Genomic DNA, 15621 nt, shown 5'->3' on the forward strand with positions numbered 1-15621 from the left:
TGCACAGGGAATACGCCAGCTCGCTCCAGGACATCGCGTTCAGGGGGGACAACGCGAGTGGTACTGATACAGCGGACAGCACAGTTGGACCGGCTCCGCACGGCACTGAGCAACTGCGACGACCAGCACGGCGGGCAGGTGTGCCTGATCACGGGCGGTGTCGGCAGTGGCAAGACCGCGCTGCTGGAGGCCTTCGCCCATGAGGTGACCGAGTCTTCGGCGCATCTGCTGCGCGCGGTCGGCTCACGGGCCGAGCGCGATCTCCAGTTCGCCGTGATGGACCAGCTCATCGACAGCTCCGGCCTCGGGCGGGCCTCGATGCGCCAAGTCGCCACCGCCGTACGGCTGCTCGCCCGCACCGCACCGATCGCGCCACCCGCCGACGATCTCGCGGGGCTGGCCGCCGGGCGGCCCGACGGCGCTTCCCCGGCGGAGCCCGGGACGGCCGAGCAGCCGCTGCCCTCCACCGTGCACGGCATGCTCACCTCGCTGCTCGACATGGCCCGCCCGGCCCCCCTGGTGATCACCATCGACGATGTGCACCACGCCGATCAGGCGTCCTTGCAGTGTCTGCTGTACGCGGTCCGCAGGCTGCGGCACAAGCGGATCATGGTGGTGCTGACCGAGTCGTCGGAGCTGCGCACGCCGCATCCGCACTTCCGGGCCGAGCTGATGAGCCAGCCCTTCTTCTCCCGGATCGACCTCGCCCCGCTCACCGACGAGGCGCTCGGCCTGCTCGCCGAGACCCACCCGGTCCCCGCGGCCCGCGCCCGGATCGCCCGGCGCGCGCCCGCGCTGACCGGCGGGAGCCCCTTACTGATGCGCGCCCTCATGGACGACCCGGACGCAACCGGCACCGCCCCGCGGCCCGAGACCGCCCCGGCGGTGGGCGGCAGCGACGGGCCGCTGGCCCAGGCGGTGCTCCGCTCGCTGTACCGGCACGAGCCCGAGGTGCGCGCCACCGCCCGGACCCTGGCCGTGCTCGGCCACCCCACCCCGCTGCCGGTGCTGGCCCGGCTGCTCGCCCTGACCCCCGATCTGACCGCGCAGGCGGTGCAACTGCTCGGCCAGTCCGGGCTGGTGGACGGTGACCGGATCAGGCGGCCGCTCGTCCCGGCGGTCCTCACGGACCTGCCCGCCGAGGAGCGCCGTCTGCTGCACCGCAGGGCGGCCGAGGTGCTGCACGAGTACGGCGCCGAGCCGGAGGTGATCGCCCGTCATCTGGTCGGTGCCGAATGGGCAGAGGCGGAGTGGGCGCGGCCCGCGCTGTACCGGGCGGCCGACCAGGCGACCGCCTCCGGCCGTCCCGACATCACCAGCGCCTGTCTGCGGCTGACCCAGCGGCAGAGCGCGGACTCCGGGTCGTGGACCCCGTACGACGGTCTGCTGCTGCGCTCCCGCTGGCAGATCAATCCGCTGTCCGCCGCCACCGACCTGGCGGCGCTGGCCGCCGCCGACGGGCCCGACGGCTGTCCGCCCGCCGCGCTGACCGGTGTTCCGGCGCTGCTGTGGCAGGGACACAGCGACAAGGCCCGCTCGATCGTGGCGGCGGTGGCCCAGATGTCCGACCCGGACGCCATGACGCGCGCCCGGCTCGCCGCGGCGCGGCTGCTGATCTCGCTGTTCCGTCCCGATCACTGCGAGGAGGCGCGGGACGAGGCCCGCCGCTTCACGGACTCCGGCACCGCCACCACCGTCACCGGCCGCTGTCTGGACGCGCTGGTCCTGCTCGCCGACGCACTCGACCCCGCGCGGGCCTCCGGGGACACGGCGGCCGAGGCCGAGTTGATGATCCAGCGGTATCTCGCCGACGACGGCGCGCTGGGGCTGCTGGCGACCCTGCTGCTGGTGATGGTGTACACGGGCCGGTCCGGCCTGGTCTGCGAGTGGACCCGGATGCTGCTGGCCCGGCCCTCGATGCGGTACGCGCCGACCTGGCAGGCGGTGCTGCACGCGATCCGGGCGGAGGCCGCGCTGCGGCTCGGCTCGCCGCAGGAGGCGGAGGAGCAGGCGCGGGCCGCGCTGACCGTGATCACCCCGCGGGCGTGGGGTGCCGCGGTGGCCGCGCCGCTCGGCACGCTGGTGGCCGCCGCCACCGAGGCGGGCCACTTCGAGGACGCCGACCGCTGGCTCGCCCGGCCGGTCCCAGCGGAGTCCTTCCGCACCCCGCTGGGCCTGCACTATCTGGCCGCGCGCGCCCGCTACCAGCTCGCCGCCGGATCCCGCCGGGCGGCCACCGACGATCTGCGCTGGATCCGCCGCGAAATGGCGGCCTGGCGCATGGACACCGCGGCCCTGGTGCCGTGGCGGCTCGATCTGGCCCGGGTACAGCTCGCCCTCGGCCGGCAGCAGGAGGCCGTACGGCTGCTGGAGGACCAGCTCGATCCCGCCCACACCGCCGACGAGCGCACCCGGGGCGCGGCGCTCCGGCTGCTGGCCGGGCTGGTCCCCGCCGAGCAGGGCCGCCAGCTCCTGGCACGGTCGGTGAAGCTCCTGGAGTCCTGCGGGGACCGGCGCGAACTGGCCCGCGCCCTGACCGACCGGACCCGGGCGTTACGACGGCCCGCCGGACCGGAGCCGGCGGGCCGTGACACCACCCCCGCGCCGGAGCGGCGGGCCCACTCCCGGGCCTCGGCGGAGGCGCCCTTGTGCGCGGGCGAATCCGAGGCGGAGCGCGCGGAGCCGCTCGGTGGGCTCAGCGAGGCGGAGAGCAGGGTCGCCGCGCTCGCCGCCCAGGGGCACACCAACCGGCAGATCTCCAGCAAGCTGTTCATCACGGTGAGCACCGTCGAACAGCATCTGACCCGGATCTACCGGAAACTGGACGTCAAGCAACGCACGGATCTGGCCACCCGGTTGGCCGCCGTGGGCGCACACGGCAAGTGAGCCGCCGGGGCTAGGAAGAGGTCGGCGCGGCCGCGGAGCGGAAGGCCTCGACGCTCTCCCGGATCGCCGCGGTGACCTCCCCCGGGCGGCCGTTGAGATAGAAGTGCCCGCCGGGGAACGACCGGAAGCGGAAGGTCCCGCTCGTCAGCTCCTCCCAGGCGCGGGCGTCGTCCAGGCTCACCCGGGAGTCGCTCTCCCCGGTCAGCACGGTCACCGGCGCGCTGAGCGGCGACACCCCGGGGGTCTCCCGGTAGGTCTCCACGGCCCGGTAGTCGGCGCGCAGCGCGGGCAGCACCATCCGCAGCAGCTCCTCGTCGTCCAGGACGCCCGGGTCGGTGCCGCTGAGCTCGCGGATCTCGGCGACGATGCCGTCGTCGTCCCGCAGATGCACGGTCTCCTCCCGGAACCGGTGCGGCGCCCGCCGCCCGGAGGCGATCACGCCCAGCAGCTCGCCCCCGCCGGACGACTCCAGCCGACGGGCGATCTCATAGGCGAGTACGGCGCCCATGCTGTGCCCGAAGAGCACCACGGGTCCCGCCGGAGCCGCGACCAGCGCCCGGTACACCCGCTCCGCGAGCTCGCGCAGATCGGTGAGCGCGGGTTCCCGGTGCCGGTCCAGACGCCCCGGGTACTGCACGCACAGCACATCCAGCCCCGGCGCGAGCGCCCGCGCCAGCGGCAGGAAGTAGGGCGCCGATCCACCGGCGTGCGGCAGCGCGAGAAGTTTCACGGCGCCGGGCGAGACCGGCTCGTAGCGGCGGAACCAGGTGTCGAACTGACCGGACACTGCCGACATGACGGGCCGTACCTCCAGCGGTCGATGAGCGACGGGACATGCGGACGGATCCCGCCCACCCTACGAGCCGGGCCCAGCCACGCAGTAGCCCCTACTCCCCCTAACCGCGTCCTGCGCCCTGAGCTGATCGGCACGCCTCCTTCACCTGTTCGAAGGAGGCACTACTGCTCCGGCGCGCGGTCGGCGTGCGGCTGTGTCTACGGTGCGAACACGATTGTGGAGAAAGGGCTGCCCATGCCAGTGCGCGCCACGTATCCCGGTGTCTACATCAACGAAGTCAAGAGCCGGGTCCGCACCATCACCGGTGTGCCGACATCGATCGCGGCGTTCGTGGGGACGGCTCCGCGGGGGCCGGTCGACGATCCCGTGCGGATCACGAGCTGGGCCGACTACGAGACCCACTTCGGCGGCCTCGCCGAGGGCAGCGATATGAGCTACGCCGTCCAACAGTTCTATCTGAACGGCGGGGCCGACGCGGTGATCGTGCGGCTTGTGCCGCGCGGCGCCAAGGCACTGACGTTCCGGGTCGGCAAGGACTCCCAAGGAGAGAACCGCCCGCTTCTCAAGGCCACAAGTCCCGGGGCCTGGGCGCTGGGCCTCCGCGCTCGTGTGGACTACGACAAACTCCCTGCCGGGGACGAGTTCTACAACCTCACCATCCGCGACTGCGGCACGGGGTTCGAGGAGAGCTACCGCACCATCAGCGCCGACCCGGACAGCCCACGCAGCTTGAGAAGGGTCCTGAGCGGCTCCCGGCTGGTCGTGGTCGAGGACGAGGGCACCGCACGCCCCCAAGCCCATGACACACCGGACCCGGCCCCCGACGACCTCCTGGCCTGTCCGCCGGCAGGGCGGACAGGCCAGCCCGCTGAAGGCGGGGTGCCCGACGGAGACGCTGACGGGGACGAGGACGGGGACCAACTCAGCAGCCGTCCGGGCAAGCCCGAGAACGAGCCCGTCGAGATCACGGCAACCGACTACCTCGGTAGCGAGTTGGAGAAGTCGGGCATCCACCAGCTGCGCAAGACGGACATCTTCAACTTGCTGTGTCTGCCGGGCTGTCCGCCGACGGTCCTGCCCGACGCGCTGAGGCTGTGCGTCGAACAGCGCGCCGTTCTGCTCGTGGATCCTCCATCGGAGTGGGCCGAGAAGACTCCCGACGCCGTCGCGCAGGCAGCACTCAGTACTCCGCCCCTGCCGGACGAAGCCGCGAAGAACGCCGCCCTCTACTTCCCCGAGGTCATGCTCCCCGACCGGCTGCGGGACGGCGAGATCAGGAACTTCCCGCCGTGCGGCGTGATGGCCGGCGTGCTCGCCCGCACCGACGCCCAGCGGGGCGTGTGGAAGGCCCCCGCCGGTACCGACGCCACGCTCACCGGAGTCGTCGGGCTCCGGACGCCGATGACCGACGCCGAGAACGGCCTTCTCAACCCGCTCGGCATCAACTGTCTTCGTCAGCTCCCCGGCCTGGGGCCGGTGGCATGGGGTGCACGGACCCTGCGCGGCGCCGATCATCTCTCCGACGAGTGGAAGTACCTCCCCGTACGCCGCCTCGCGCTCTTCATCGAGGAGAGCCTCTTCCGCGGCACCCAGTGGGTGGTGTTCGAGCCCAACGACGAGCCCCTCTGGTCGTCGATCCGGCTGAACGTCGGCGCCTTCATGAACTCCCTGTTCCGCGAGGGCGCCTTCCAGGGCCGCACGCCCGATGAGGCGTACCTCGTCAAGTGCGACCGGGAGAACAACCCGCAGAACGACATCGACCGCGGAATCGTCAACATCCAGGTCGGCTTCGCACCGCTCAAGCCCGCCGAGTTCGTGATCATCCACATCGAACAGCTCGCCGGCCAGATCCAGACCTAGCAGGAGGACGTCCGATGCCGGACATCGCGCGCAGGGACCCCTTCAAGAACTTCCGGTTCCGGGTGAAGTTCAGCGGGTCCACCGAGTACATCGCCGGGGTCAGCAAGGTCAGCGGCCTGAAGCGGACCACCGAGGTGATCAAGCATCGCGACGGCGGCAGCCCCGGCACCAGCCGAAAGCTCCCGGGCCGGACCGAGTACGAACCCGTCACCCTGGAGCGCGGTTGTACGACCGACACCGTCTTCGAGGAATGGGCGAACCGGGTCTGGAGCTTCCGCAACGCCACGGGCTCGCTGGAGACCTCGCTCAAGAACTTCCGCCAGGACCTCATCATCGACGTGTTCGACGAGGGCGGCCAGAAGGTGCTGTCGTACGCCGTGCACGAGTGCTGGGTCTCGGAGTACCAGGCGCTCCCGGACCTGGACGCCAACGCCAACGCCGTCGCGTTCGAGCACATCAAGCTCGAACACCACGGCTGGGTCCGCGAGCGCACCGAGCCGCCGCAGCCGACCGAGTTCAGCGACACCGCGTCAGGATGACGGCGGTGACGACCGAGCTGACGGAGGCGCGGCTCCTGGATATCTGGGAGGCCGGGGCCGGGCAGCGGCCGCCGGACCGGGCCCTGCTGCTCGGCGCGCTGGCGGACGGGCCGGACCCGGCCGTGCCGCTGGCGAACCGCCCCCTGGGCGAGCTCAACGCCCTGCTGCTCGAACTGCGGGAGCGCTGTTTCGGCACGGCACTGCCCTGCGCCACCGACTGCCCGCGCTGCGAGGAGCAGCTCGATGTCATCGTCACGACGTCCGAACTGCGCGCCCTCCGTCCCTCCACCCCGGTCCCGGTCGGCGCGCTGCACCTGGACGGACGTGAGGTGGCGTACCGCGCGCTGACCGCGGCGGACCTCCTGGCCGTCGATCCCGACGCTCCCGACGCCCGGTCCGCGCTGGTGCGCCGGTGCCTCGTCGGCGGCGGGGCGGCCGGCGACGCGGTGCTGGAGGCCGTCGCGGAACGGCTCGCCGCCCTGGACCCCGGAGCGGACACCGCCGTAGCGCTCGCCTGCCCGTACTGCCGTCACTCCTGGTCCGCGGCGTTCGATCTGGCCGGGTACCTGTGGACCGAGGTCGAGGCGTACGCCCGCCGGCTGCTTCACGAAGTGCACCAGCTCGCCCGCGAGTACGGGTGGACGGAGGCCGAGGTGCTCGGGGTGAGTCCCACGCGGCGGCAGTACTACTTGGAGGCGGCGGCCGGATGACCGACTTCCTTGGCCGACTGCTCGGTGAGCCGGGCCCGAGGCTGCGTCCGCAGCTGCCGACGATGTTCGATCCGGGGGCGCCTCGGCTGCGCGCCGACGACGGCGATCACGTTCCGGTGGCGGAGGACCTGCCGTCGGCGCCCGCCGCGCACGGGAGCCGGCCCGCGGAGCGTCGTACGCCAGGTGGTGGCTCCATCGCTGCACCCTGTGCAGCCTCTTCAACTCGCTCCGGTGGGTACGTCGTTGAGGCGTCACCCGCCTCCCGGGACCGTATCGAGGCCGCCCCCGACACGGCCTCGCCGTGGGCTCCGGCGCCCGTGCTGCACGGCGGTCCCGCCCCGCTTCCGCCCACCGCACAGCAGAGCACCGCCGCGGGGTCGCCCCCTGAGGGTCCGACCGACCGCCCTGCGGACCCGCCCTCCCGCGCCCATGGGGTCGCGGCGCCCGTGTCCGCCGCACCGGAATCCGCCGTAACGCAGTCCGTCGTAGCGGAATCCGCGGCATCGGGCTCCGCCACCCAGCACCCGCGCGAGCCGGTGCGCCCCACAGCGGCGGCGCCCGCGATCCGTGCCGCCGGGTCTCCCGCGTCGCCCGGACTTCCCGCGCACCCCGTGCGCCCCACGCATCCCGTGCGCCCGATGCGGCCTCCCCTGCGAGGCGAGGCGCCGCGTACGGCCGCCCCCGTGCCGGAGGCCGTCGAGCCGGTCGTGCGCATCACCATCGACCGGCTCGAAGTCCGTGCCGCCGAGGCGAAGCCCGAGGCGCCCGCGCGCCCCGCGCGTCGCCGTCCTCAGCTCGGGCTGGACGAGTATCTGCGGGGGCGGTCATGAGCGACACCTTCGCCGTGGCCGCCGTCACGGACACCCTGCGCTCGATCCTCCAGGGCGCGCTGGGCCGGCAGGTGCCCGGCACCGTGGTGATGGCCCGCCCGCCGGACGAGGTGGCCGCCGAACGGCCCACCGCCGCCCTGAACGTCTACCTGTACCGGACCACGATCGACGGCGCCTGGCGCAGCCTCGACCCGGACGGGACCCGCCCCGGCGAGACCGGGCGCCCGGCGCTGCCGCTCGTCCTGCACTACGTACTCACCCCCTATGTGAGCGGTGACGCCCAGGACTCGACCGCCCACCGCATCCTCGGGGCGGCCATGGCGGCCCTGCACGACCATGCCCAGCTGACGGCCGAGGAGATCAGACGGGCCGCTCCGTTCAGCGATCTGCACCAGCAGCCGGAGGCCGTGCGGATCACTCCGGTGGCCTTCTCCACCGACGACATCTCCAAGCTCTGGACCGCCTTCCAGAGCCAGTACCGGGCATCGGTGGCGTACGAGGCGCGCATCGTGCTCCTCGACAGCTCGGTGCCCGGACGCGCACCCCTGCCCGTGCTCGGGCGCGGCGATCAGGACCGCGGGCCCGAGGCGTCCGCGAGCACCGCCGGGCTGCTGCCAACGCTGGACACCGTCACCGTGGACCTGACCGGGGCCGATCCCGAACTGGTCCTCGGGGGAACCCTGTTGGACAGTGGGGTGCCCACGGTCCGGCTGGCCCATCCGGTGCTCGCCGGGCCGGACGACCTCACCGCCGGGCAGGCCGGCGCCACGGAGGTACGGGCGGCGCTCCCGGCCGATCTCGCGGCGGGCACCTGGACCGCGGCAGTGGTGCTCACCTCGGCCGACGGCGCCCAACGGGCCACACGGGAGGTCCCGTTCGCCATCGTCCCGCGGATCACCGGCACGCTGCCGATCGAGGTGACCCGTGACGCGAGCGGTGCGGCGCTGCTGGAAGTGGAGTGCACGCCACGGGTGCGACCCGGACAGCGGGTGCAACTGATCGTCGGGGACCGGCCGTTGGCGGCCGCCGACGAGTTCGCGAACGTGACGAGCACCCTGCGGTTCCGGTGGGCCGGAGCGCGCCCGGGACGGCATGCGCTGCGGTTGCGGGTGGACGGCGTCGAGAGCCCACTGACCGACGGGGCGGCGGAGCAGCCGCAGTTCGCGACCGACCTGGCGGTGGTGGTGTCATGACGTCCGCGGTGGAACCAGCGGACGGCGACTGGGAGACGTACAACAACGAGTACCTGGCCGCCGCTCTCGCCCGGCTGCGGCGCCTGCTCCAGGAACACATCACGGCCGCCGAGTCGTCGGACCTGACCGGCACGGGGTACGTGGAGTGGGCCGACGACGGTGAGACCCGGCCTCCGGCGCTCGTAGGCCTGAGCCGACTGCTCGGGCTCTCCCCGTTCGAGCGCGACACGCTGCTGCTCTGTGCCGCGCCGGAGTTCGACCCCCGCATGGCCGGGCTCTACGCCGAGGCCCAGGGCGGTCATCTCGCCGGACACCCCACGTTCGCGCTCGCCTTCTCGCTCCTGCCGGATCCGGCCTGGGACGCCCTCTCCCCGTTCGGGGCGCTGCGCTACTGGCGGCTCGTCGACGTCGACCGGTCGGCCGGGCAGCCGCTGGTCAGCAGCCCGCTGCGGGTCGACGAGCGAATCGTCAACCATCTCAAGGGACTTGACCACCTCGACGAGCGGCTGCACGCCCTGGTGACACCGCTCCAGCCGGTCCAGCCGCTGGTCGCCGCCGAGAGCCCGGCGCTGTCCACCCGGCACTCGGCCGTCGCGGAGGTGCTCGGGCACTGGCTCGATCCCCGGCCCACCGGGGACGGCCGTCCGCCGGTGATCCAGCTGCTCGGCACGGACCGGGAGAGCAAGCGGTCGGTGGCCGGGCAGTCCGCGGCGGCCTCGGGTCTGCTGCTGTACGGGATGCCGACCGCCCTGCTCCCCCGCTCCGCCGAGGACCTCGACGCCGTGGCCCGGCTGTGGCACCGCGAGACCCGGCTCTCGCCGCTCGCCCTCTACCTGGAAGCGGACAGCGAGCCGGAGGAGTCGGCCGGGCCGGTCGCCCGGTTCCTCGAACGCAGCGGCGGGCCCTGTTTCGTGGCCACCCGGGAAGCGCGTGCCGACCTCCCCGTCCCGACGGCGCCCGTGGACATCGCGCCGCCGCCCGCCGCCGAACGGGCCACCGCCTGGGGCGAGGTCTTCCCGCCCACCGCGGCGGACCGGCTGGCCGGCCAGTTCACGCTTGACCTCTCCGCGATCCACGAGGTGGCCGTCGCCGCCGGCACCGATCCACGCCTGGCCTGGCACGGCTGTCTGGTCCGCACCCGGCCGCGCCTCGGTGCCCTGGCGCAGCGGCTCGACTCGCGGGTCGGCTGGGACGACCTCGTACTGCCCGAGCACGAGAAGGCGCTGCTGCGGCAGATCGCCGACCAGGTGACCCAGCGGGCCACGGTGCACGACCGGTGGGGCTTCGCGGAGCGGGTCAGCCGCGGTCTGGGGATCACAGCCCTGTTCACCGGTCCCAGTGGCACCGGGAAGACGATGGCCGCCGAAGTCCTCGCCGGGCACCTGGAGCTGGACCTGTACCGGGTCGATCTGTCGGCCGCCGTCAGCAAGTACATCGGCGAGACGGAGAAGAACCTGCGGCGGCTGTTCGACGCCGCCGAGCCGGGTGGGGCCGTGCTCTTCTTCGACGAGGCGGACGCGCTGTTCGGCAAGCGCAGCGAGGTGAAGGACTCGCACGACCGGTACGCCAACATCGAAGTGAGCTATCTGCTCCAGCAGATGGAGGCGTACCGGGGTCTGGCCGTCCTGGCCACCAATCTGCGCCGGGCGCTGGACACGGCGTTCCTGCGGCGGCTGCGGTTCATCGTGCCCTTCGCCTTTCCCGGCACCGCGGAGCGCCGTGAGATGTGGGCCCGTGCCTTCCCGTCGAGCGCGCCCGTGGGCGAGCTGGACCTGGAGCGTCTCGCGACGCTTCCGCTGAGCGGCGGCATGATCCGCAACATCACCCTCAACGCGGCTTTCGCCGCGGCCGCCGCGGGGACGGCCATCGACATGCCGACGCTGCTTCAGGCCGCGCGGGCGGAGCTCCACAAGACCGAGACCCCGGTGCCTGAGCACGACATCGCCTGGCCCGCCCCGGCCGCGACGGTCAGGGGGGCGGTGGGATGAGGATCGAACTGCACATCGGCAGGGTCGTCCTGGAGGGGGTGTCCCCGCGTGACGCGGCGCGCGTCCGGGCGGCCCTGACGGCCGAACTCGGTGAGCTGCTGACCCGGGCGCCGATCACCCCGGCCGCCTCCCACCGCGTCCGCCGTGCCGCGGCCGCTCCCCTCTCCCCGGTGTCCGACCCGGCCGCGCTGGGCCGCGGGATCGCCCAGGCCGTACACGGAAGCCTCCGGCCGTCACAGGGAGGCGGCCGGTGAACGAGAAGTCACGCCGCGGCGCCGCCCCCGCGACCCCGACCACGGCCCCGGCGGCCGTGCCGACCCACGCGGCTGCCCATCGGCCCGATCCGGACGCGGCGGACGAGCGGCCCCGGGCCTCCGTCTGGCCGGGGGACTTCGCCCTGGTGCGCAGCCACCGTGGCGACCAGCCGGTGCCCGAGCACGGACTGCCGCAGGCGGCCCGGGATGTGGTCCGCCGCCCCGGGGCCCCGCTTCCGGCCGGGGTGCGCGCGGACGCGGAGCGGCGCTTCCGGCACGACTTCAGCCACGTACGCGTCCACACCGATCCCGAAGCGGCCCGCGCCAGCGCCAGTCTGGGTGCTCGGGCCTTCACCGTCGGGCATCACATCGCCTTCGCCGCGAGCCGTTTCGCGCCCGCCACCTCGCACGGGGCCCGGCTACTCACTCACGAACTGGCGCATGTGGTCCAGCAGGACGTAGGCCGTGCCGGGGCCGCAGGCGCGGCCGCTGCTGAGGCCGAGGCCCGCACTCTCGCCGGGGACGGCTCGGCGTCCGGGACGGTGCGGGTCGGTGCGGGGGTCGGGGTCCACCGGTCCCCGGACCACCAGATGCTCGAAGGGGACACCCACGGCTACTACTACCCGCCGGCCTTCCGGCCGCAGCAGGCTCAGCCCGGCATCGACCTCGTCCTGGGAGGCAGCGAACCGGAGTACGCCCAGACCACCGATCCGAAGACGGGCAGGGTCGAGGTCACCGAGCGGGTGAAGGGCGGCACCTGGATCCAGATCAAGCGGCTCACGGAGAAGGGACTGAGCGTCGACAAGATCAAGAAGCGGGTGACCGATCACGTCAACGATGGGGTCGCCGGTTTCGGCGGCGCGATCGCCGAACCGGAGAAGGCCAAGTTCCAACCCATGGGCGACGCGCAGTGGGAGAACAAGAAGCCCAAGAGCGGGACCTGGAGCAAGACGATTCTCACCAACCCCAACCGGCTCCTCGTGCATGTGGAGGTGCCGGGCTTCTCCAAACTGCCACCCTCCGACCAGTTGGAGATCCAGCACGCGGCGAACCTGGCCAGGAAGGGCGCCCGCTTCGGCCGTATCCCACTGACGGTTCTGGTGGTCGACACGCCCCCGCCCTCGCGTGGCCCGGCGCTCGGCCGGGTGCGGTTCACGGGGTCCATGGCGGCGCGGCTCCCGGCCGTCCTCGCCGTCCTCACGACGTTCACCAAGCTGGTCAAGGCGCTCGACTACATGACCGGTCCCTACCAGGTCTACCGGGCCACGGTCGACGGGATGTGGCTGGCCGAACAGGCCGGCAAGCAGCGGCCGTTCATCCTCTTCGACGAGACACAGCAGGTGAAGGACGCGGCCACCTTCCTGAAGGAGGCCAGGGTCGAGCAGGAGGCGTACGGCGCGACCCTGCGCGACCTGCCCGCGATGCTCCCGGCGATCGTGGCGTCGGGAGACCTGGCCGGCATCGGAAGGGCTTCCCTGAGGCTCCTCTCGGCAGCCACGACCCTGGACTCACGGCTCGGGCAGACGACCGCCGAGATCACCCGGCTGGAGAAGTACCGGGGGCGTGCGGAGCAGCGGAGGGACGCCGCGGACCTGCTGCTCAAGGTGAACGCGGCCGCGAGAGTCATCCACCCGAGCACGGCGTCCGACGTCGATGTGTGGAAGACCCGCGAGGACCTCCAGCATCTGATGAACCACACGGACAACGGCCTGCAGGACGCGCGGGGTCTCAGGGACCGGCTCTCCGTCGACCACGATCTGCTGATGACGCAGGTCAAGCTGCTCAACGCCTGGTACGCCCAGCTGGATGCCGAGCAGGCGCCCGGGCAGGACCGGCCCCCGGGCACCACCCTCCCGGCACCGCAGTAGCCCCCACCGACCAGAGCGGAGACCGCCCCATGCCCCCCACCACCCCCGCCCTGCGTGGCGGCATCGTGTTCCTCGAACCCGAGCAGGGACGTGTGCTGCGGGTCGTTCCGTTCCAGTACAACCCGGACACGCTCACCCGCACGCTCACTCCGCAGGGGGTCGGTGAGGAGGCCGGAAACCGGCTGGAGGCGCTCCGGCTGAAGGGGCCGCCGCGCGAGACGTTCAAGTTCGACGCCGAGTTCGACGCGGCCGACCAGCTCGATCCCACGGGCGGCCGGTCCGCCGAGCCGGGCCGGACCGGACTGTTCGGGGCGCTGTCGGCGCTGGAGAGCGCGGTCTACCCGGACAGCGCGCAGTTGCTGCGCGAGGAGAGCATGGCCTCGGCCGGGATGATCGAGATCGCGCCCGTCGAGGCCCCGCTGACGGTGCTGGTGCTGGGCGCCCGCCGGGTGGTCCCGGTCCGGATCACCGAGTTCACGGTCACCGAGGAGGCGTACGACGGTGAACTGAACCCGGTGCGGGCCAAGGTCGGGCTGTCGGTGCGGACGCTGACCGTCGACGACGTCGGATTCGAGCACAAGGCGGGCGCGCTGTATCTGCGCTACCACCAGGGCAAGGAGCGGTTCGCCACGCTCGTCGGCGGCCCGGTGCTGGGCGCCGTCGGACTGCGCGCGATCTGACACACCGACACCGAACCCGAGGAAGGCGAACGATGTTCGAGCCCACCAGCCGCTACCACGGCATCGAGACCGCCACCTGGACGGCGCCGGACGGGCGGACCGTCACCTACGTCCGGCGGCGCTTCCTGCCGCGGCCCGAGGAGCTCGCCCCGCTGGGCGAGCATGTCGTGGTGGAGGGTGAGCGGCTCGATCTGATCGCCGGCCGGCACTACGGCGATCCGGAGCAGTTCTGGCGGATCGCCGATGCCCACCGGGTGCTGCGGCCGGACGAGCTGACCTGGACCCCGGGCAGACGGCTGCGCATCACGCTTCCCGCGGGAGTGCCCGGGGTGCCGCCTGCCATGGGGGCCGCTCCGTCATGACCCGAAGCCTGCAACTGATGCTGCTCACCGGGGATGTGCTGCCCGTCCCGGCCCCCGCCGCCCTGGTGGACGCCCTCCAGTCCGTCCAGGTGACCTGCTCCAGCGGCGCGGCGAGCGGCTTCCAGCTGACCTTCGCCGTGGGCAAGCGGTCCCCGGTGTCGCAGGTGATGCTGCCGCTGGGGGCCCTGGACCCCAAGCGCAGGGTGGTCGTCGTCGCAGTCGTCTCGGGGATGCCGCATGTGCTCATGGACGGTGTCATCACCCGCCAGGAGCTGACCCCCGGAACCTCCCCCGGCACCTCGCAGCTGACGGTGACCGGGGAGGACCTCTCGCTGCTGATGGACCTGAAGCACGCTCAACGCAGCTATCCCGGCCTGCCGCACAACCTGCGGGCGATGATGGTGTGCGCCCGCTACGCCGAGTACGGCATCGTCCCGATCGCGGTACCCCCGGTGATCAGCGACCTGCCGAACCCGGCGGTCGACATCCCCGTCCAGTCCGGCACCGATCTCGCCTACCTCAAGTCGATGGCGGGCGATGTCGGTTACGTCTTCTTCATCGAACCGGGCCCGGCCCCCGGGATGAGCATCGCCTACTGGGGCCCCGAGGTCCGCGCCGGGCTCCTCCAGCCCGCGCTCACCGTCGACTCGGGCGCCGCCACCAACGTGGAATCGCTGTCCTTCGGCTACGACGGACTGCGCCGCACCCAGTACACGATCCCGCTCACCGAACCGAACACCAAGATCACGTTCCAGGTTCCGGTGCCCGACATCAGTCTGCTGCGTCCGCCGCTCGCGGCCCGTCCCGCCACCGCGCTGCGCGAGGAGCCCCTGCCCGACCTCACCGACCGCTCCGTCCCCGAGGCGCTGCTGCTCGGACTGAGCCGCACCTCCGTGTCCACGGACGCCGTGACCGGCAGCGGCAGGCTCGACGTGCTGCGCTACGGCCATGTCCTCAGCGCCCGCCACCTCGTCGGCGTCCGCGGCGCCGGACTCGCCTACGACGGCGTCTATTACGTCCGCAGCGTCACGCACGACATCCGGCGCGGCGAGTACAAGCAGAGCTTCACCCTGAGCCGGGACGGACTCGTCTCCCAGACACCGGTGGTGATCCCATGACAGCGCCCGCTCCCGCCACGAAGAAGTGGGAAGGCCTCTACCAAGGCGTCGTGGTGTCCAACGTGGACACCACCCAGATGGGCCGGCTTCTGGTGCGGGTCCCCGAGGTGCTCGGGGACGACCCCAGCATCTGGGCGTCCCCGCTCTCGCCGCTCGCGGGCACGGCCAGCGGCATGTATGTGGTGCCGGTAATGGGCTCCGGGGTGTGGGTGCAGTTCCTGGGAGGTGATCCCAACCGGGCGGTGTGGGTGGGGTTCTGGCGGGGCGGCGCGGGCGAGGTGCCGCCGGCCGCGAAGTCCACCCCGCCCGGCGTACCGCAGATCGTCCTCGCCACCCCCGGCCAGAACTCGCTGGTGATCAGCGACCAGAGCGCCCCGCTGGGCGGGATCACGCTGCAACTGCGCGGTCCGGCGGGGCCGTTCATCAAGATCGACGAGAAGGGCATCGAACTGTCCTGCGGGCCGGGACTGGCCAGCATCAAGCTCATGGGCACCCAGGTCATCGTCAACGGCGGCGCCCTGATGGTGCAGTGAGGAG

The 15621-nt window shown here is 72.6% G+C and carries 14 protein-coding genes; 13 read left to right on the forward strand and 1 reads right to left on the reverse strand.

Annotation, left to right across the window (positions count from 1 at the left end; translation table 11 throughout):
* Positions 1–57 precede the first annotated feature (57 nt).
* The gene (locus STRCI_RS05455; protein ID WP_269657694.1) at positions 58–2886 is read left to right on the forward strand and encodes a helix-turn-helix transcriptional regulator; all 2829 of its coding nucleotides are present in this window, start codon (positions 58–60) and stop codon (positions 2884–2886) included.
* Between the two features lie 10 nt (positions 2887–2896).
* Here STRCI_RS05455 and STRCI_RS05460 read toward each other — a convergent pair whose 3' ends face one another.
* Positions 2897–3682 (reverse strand): thioesterase II family protein, encoded by a 786-nt coding sequence (locus tag STRCI_RS05460; protein ID WP_269657695.1) that lies wholly within the window; start codon positions 3680–3682, stop codon positions 2897–2899.
* Between the two features lie 234 nt (positions 3683–3916).
* Between STRCI_RS05460 and STRCI_RS05465 the strand changes: the two genes are divergently transcribed.
* From STRCI_RS05465 to STRCI_RS05520, 12 genes are read left to right on the forward strand one after another with little or no spacing between them, the layout of a single operon-like run.
* Positions 3917–5542: a phage tail sheath family protein gene (locus STRCI_RS05465; RefSeq protein WP_269657696.1), complete on the forward strand. Its 1626-nt coding sequence runs from the start codon at positions 3917–3919 to the stop codon at positions 5540–5542.
* Positions 5543–5556: 14 nt separating this feature from the next.
* The gene (locus STRCI_RS05470) at positions 5557–6081 is read left to right on the forward strand and encodes a phage tail protein (protein ID WP_269657697.1); all 525 of its coding nucleotides are present in this window, start codon (positions 5557–5559) and stop codon (positions 6079–6081) included.
* 5 nt (positions 6082–6086) lie between these two features.
* A complete protein-coding gene (locus tag STRCI_RS05475) occupies positions 6087–6791 on the forward strand; it encodes a hypothetical protein (protein WP_269657698.1) in 705 nt (234 codons plus the stop codon).
* Positions 6788–7621, forward strand: a complete 834-nt coding sequence (locus STRCI_RS05480) for a hypothetical protein (protein WP_269657699.1) — start codon at positions 6788–6790, stop codon at positions 7619–7621. The genes STRCI_RS05475 and STRCI_RS05480 overlap by 4 nt, the downstream gene beginning before the upstream one ends.
* Positions 7618–8814 carry a Pvc16 family protein gene (locus STRCI_RS05485; protein WP_269657700.1) on the forward strand — a complete coding sequence of 399 codons (1197 nt, stop codon included), beginning with the start codon at positions 7618–7620 and terminating at the stop codon, positions 8812–8814. Before STRCI_RS05480 ends, STRCI_RS05485 begins: the two co-directional genes overlap by 4 nt.
* Complete coding sequence (locus STRCI_RS05490) at positions 8811–10802, forward strand: ATP-binding protein (protein WP_269657701.1); 1992 nt, start codon at positions 8811–8813, stop codon at positions 10800–10802. The genes STRCI_RS05485 and STRCI_RS05490 overlap by 4 nt, the downstream gene beginning before the upstream one ends.
* Entirely contained in the window at positions 10799–11056 is a 258-nt protein-coding gene (locus STRCI_RS05495; RefSeq protein WP_269657702.1) for a hypothetical protein, read from the forward strand. Before STRCI_RS05490 ends, STRCI_RS05495 begins: the two co-directional genes overlap by 4 nt.
* The gene (locus STRCI_RS05500) at positions 11053–12924 is read left to right on the forward strand and encodes an eCIS core domain-containing protein (RefSeq protein ID WP_269657703.1); all 1872 of its coding nucleotides are present in this window, start codon (positions 11053–11055) and stop codon (positions 12922–12924) included. Before STRCI_RS05495 ends, STRCI_RS05500 begins: the two co-directional genes overlap by 4 nt.
* 29 nt (positions 12925–12953) lie before the next feature.
* Positions 12954–13604 carry a hypothetical protein gene (locus tag STRCI_RS05505; protein ID WP_269657704.1) on the forward strand — a complete coding sequence of 217 codons (651 nt, stop codon included), beginning with the start codon at positions 12954–12956 and terminating at the stop codon, positions 13602–13604.
* Positions 13605–13636: 32 nt separating this feature from the next.
* Positions 13637–13966: a LysM peptidoglycan-binding domain-containing protein gene (locus STRCI_RS05510; protein ID WP_269657705.1), complete on the forward strand. Its 330-nt coding sequence runs from the start codon at positions 13637–13639 to the stop codon at positions 13964–13966.
* A complete protein-coding gene (locus STRCI_RS05515) occupies positions 13963–15084 on the forward strand; it encodes a hypothetical protein (protein ID WP_269657706.1) in 1122 nt (373 codons plus the stop codon). Before STRCI_RS05510 ends, STRCI_RS05515 begins: the two co-directional genes overlap by 4 nt.
* Positions 15081–15617, forward strand: a complete 537-nt coding sequence (locus STRCI_RS05520; RefSeq protein ID WP_269657707.1) for a phage baseplate assembly protein V — start codon at positions 15081–15083, stop codon at positions 15615–15617. Before STRCI_RS05515 ends, STRCI_RS05520 begins: the two co-directional genes overlap by 4 nt.
* The last annotated feature ends 4 nt before the right edge of the window (positions 15618–15621 follow it).

The sequence above is a fragment of the Streptomyces cinnabarinus genome, from assembly GCF_027270315.1.
GTDB lineage: Bacteria > Actinomycetota > Actinomycetes > Streptomycetales > Streptomycetaceae > Streptomyces > Streptomyces cinnabarinus.

Bases quoted from the DNA above. Each gene is read 5' to 3' on its own strand.
- STRCI_RS05460 (WP_269657695.1), bottom strand. From the start codon at position 3,682: ATGTCGGCAGTGTCCGGTCAGTTCGACACCTGGTTCCGCCGCTACGAG.
- STRCI_RS05465 (WP_269657696.1), top strand. From the start codon at position 3,917: ATGCCAGTGCGCGCCACGTATCCCGGTGTCTACATCAACGAAGTCAAG.
- STRCI_RS05470 (WP_269657697.1), top strand. From the start codon at position 5,557: ATGCCGGACATCGCGCGCAGGGACCCCTTCAAGAACTTCCGGTTCCGG.
- STRCI_RS05480 (WP_269657699.1), top strand. From the start codon at position 6,788: ATGACCGACTTCCTTGGCCGACTGCTCGGTGAGCCGGGCCCGAGGCTG.
- STRCI_RS05485 (WP_269657700.1), top strand. From the start codon at position 7,618: ATGAGCGACACCTTCGCCGTGGCCGCCGTCACGGACACCCTGCGCTCG.
- STRCI_RS05490 (WP_269657701.1), top strand. From the start codon at position 8,811: ATGACGTCCGCGGTGGAACCAGCGGACGGCGACTGGGAGACGTACAAC.
- STRCI_RS05495 (WP_269657702.1), top strand. From the start codon at position 10,799: ATGAGGATCGAACTGCACATCGGCAGGGTCGTCCTGGAGGGGGTGTCC.
- STRCI_RS05505 (WP_269657704.1), top strand. From the start codon at position 12,954: ATGCCCCCCACCACCCCCGCCCTGCGTGGCGGCATCGTGTTCCTCGAA.
- STRCI_RS05510 (WP_269657705.1), top strand. From the start codon at position 13,637: ATGTTCGAGCCCACCAGCCGCTACCACGGCATCGAGACCGCCACCTGG.
- STRCI_RS05515 (WP_269657706.1), top strand. From the start codon at position 13,963: ATGACCCGAAGCCTGCAACTGATGCTGCTCACCGGGGATGTGCTGCCC.
- STRCI_RS05520 (WP_269657707.1), top strand. From the start codon at position 15,081: ATGACAGCGCCCGCTCCCGCCACGAAGAAGTGGGAAGGCCTCTACCAA.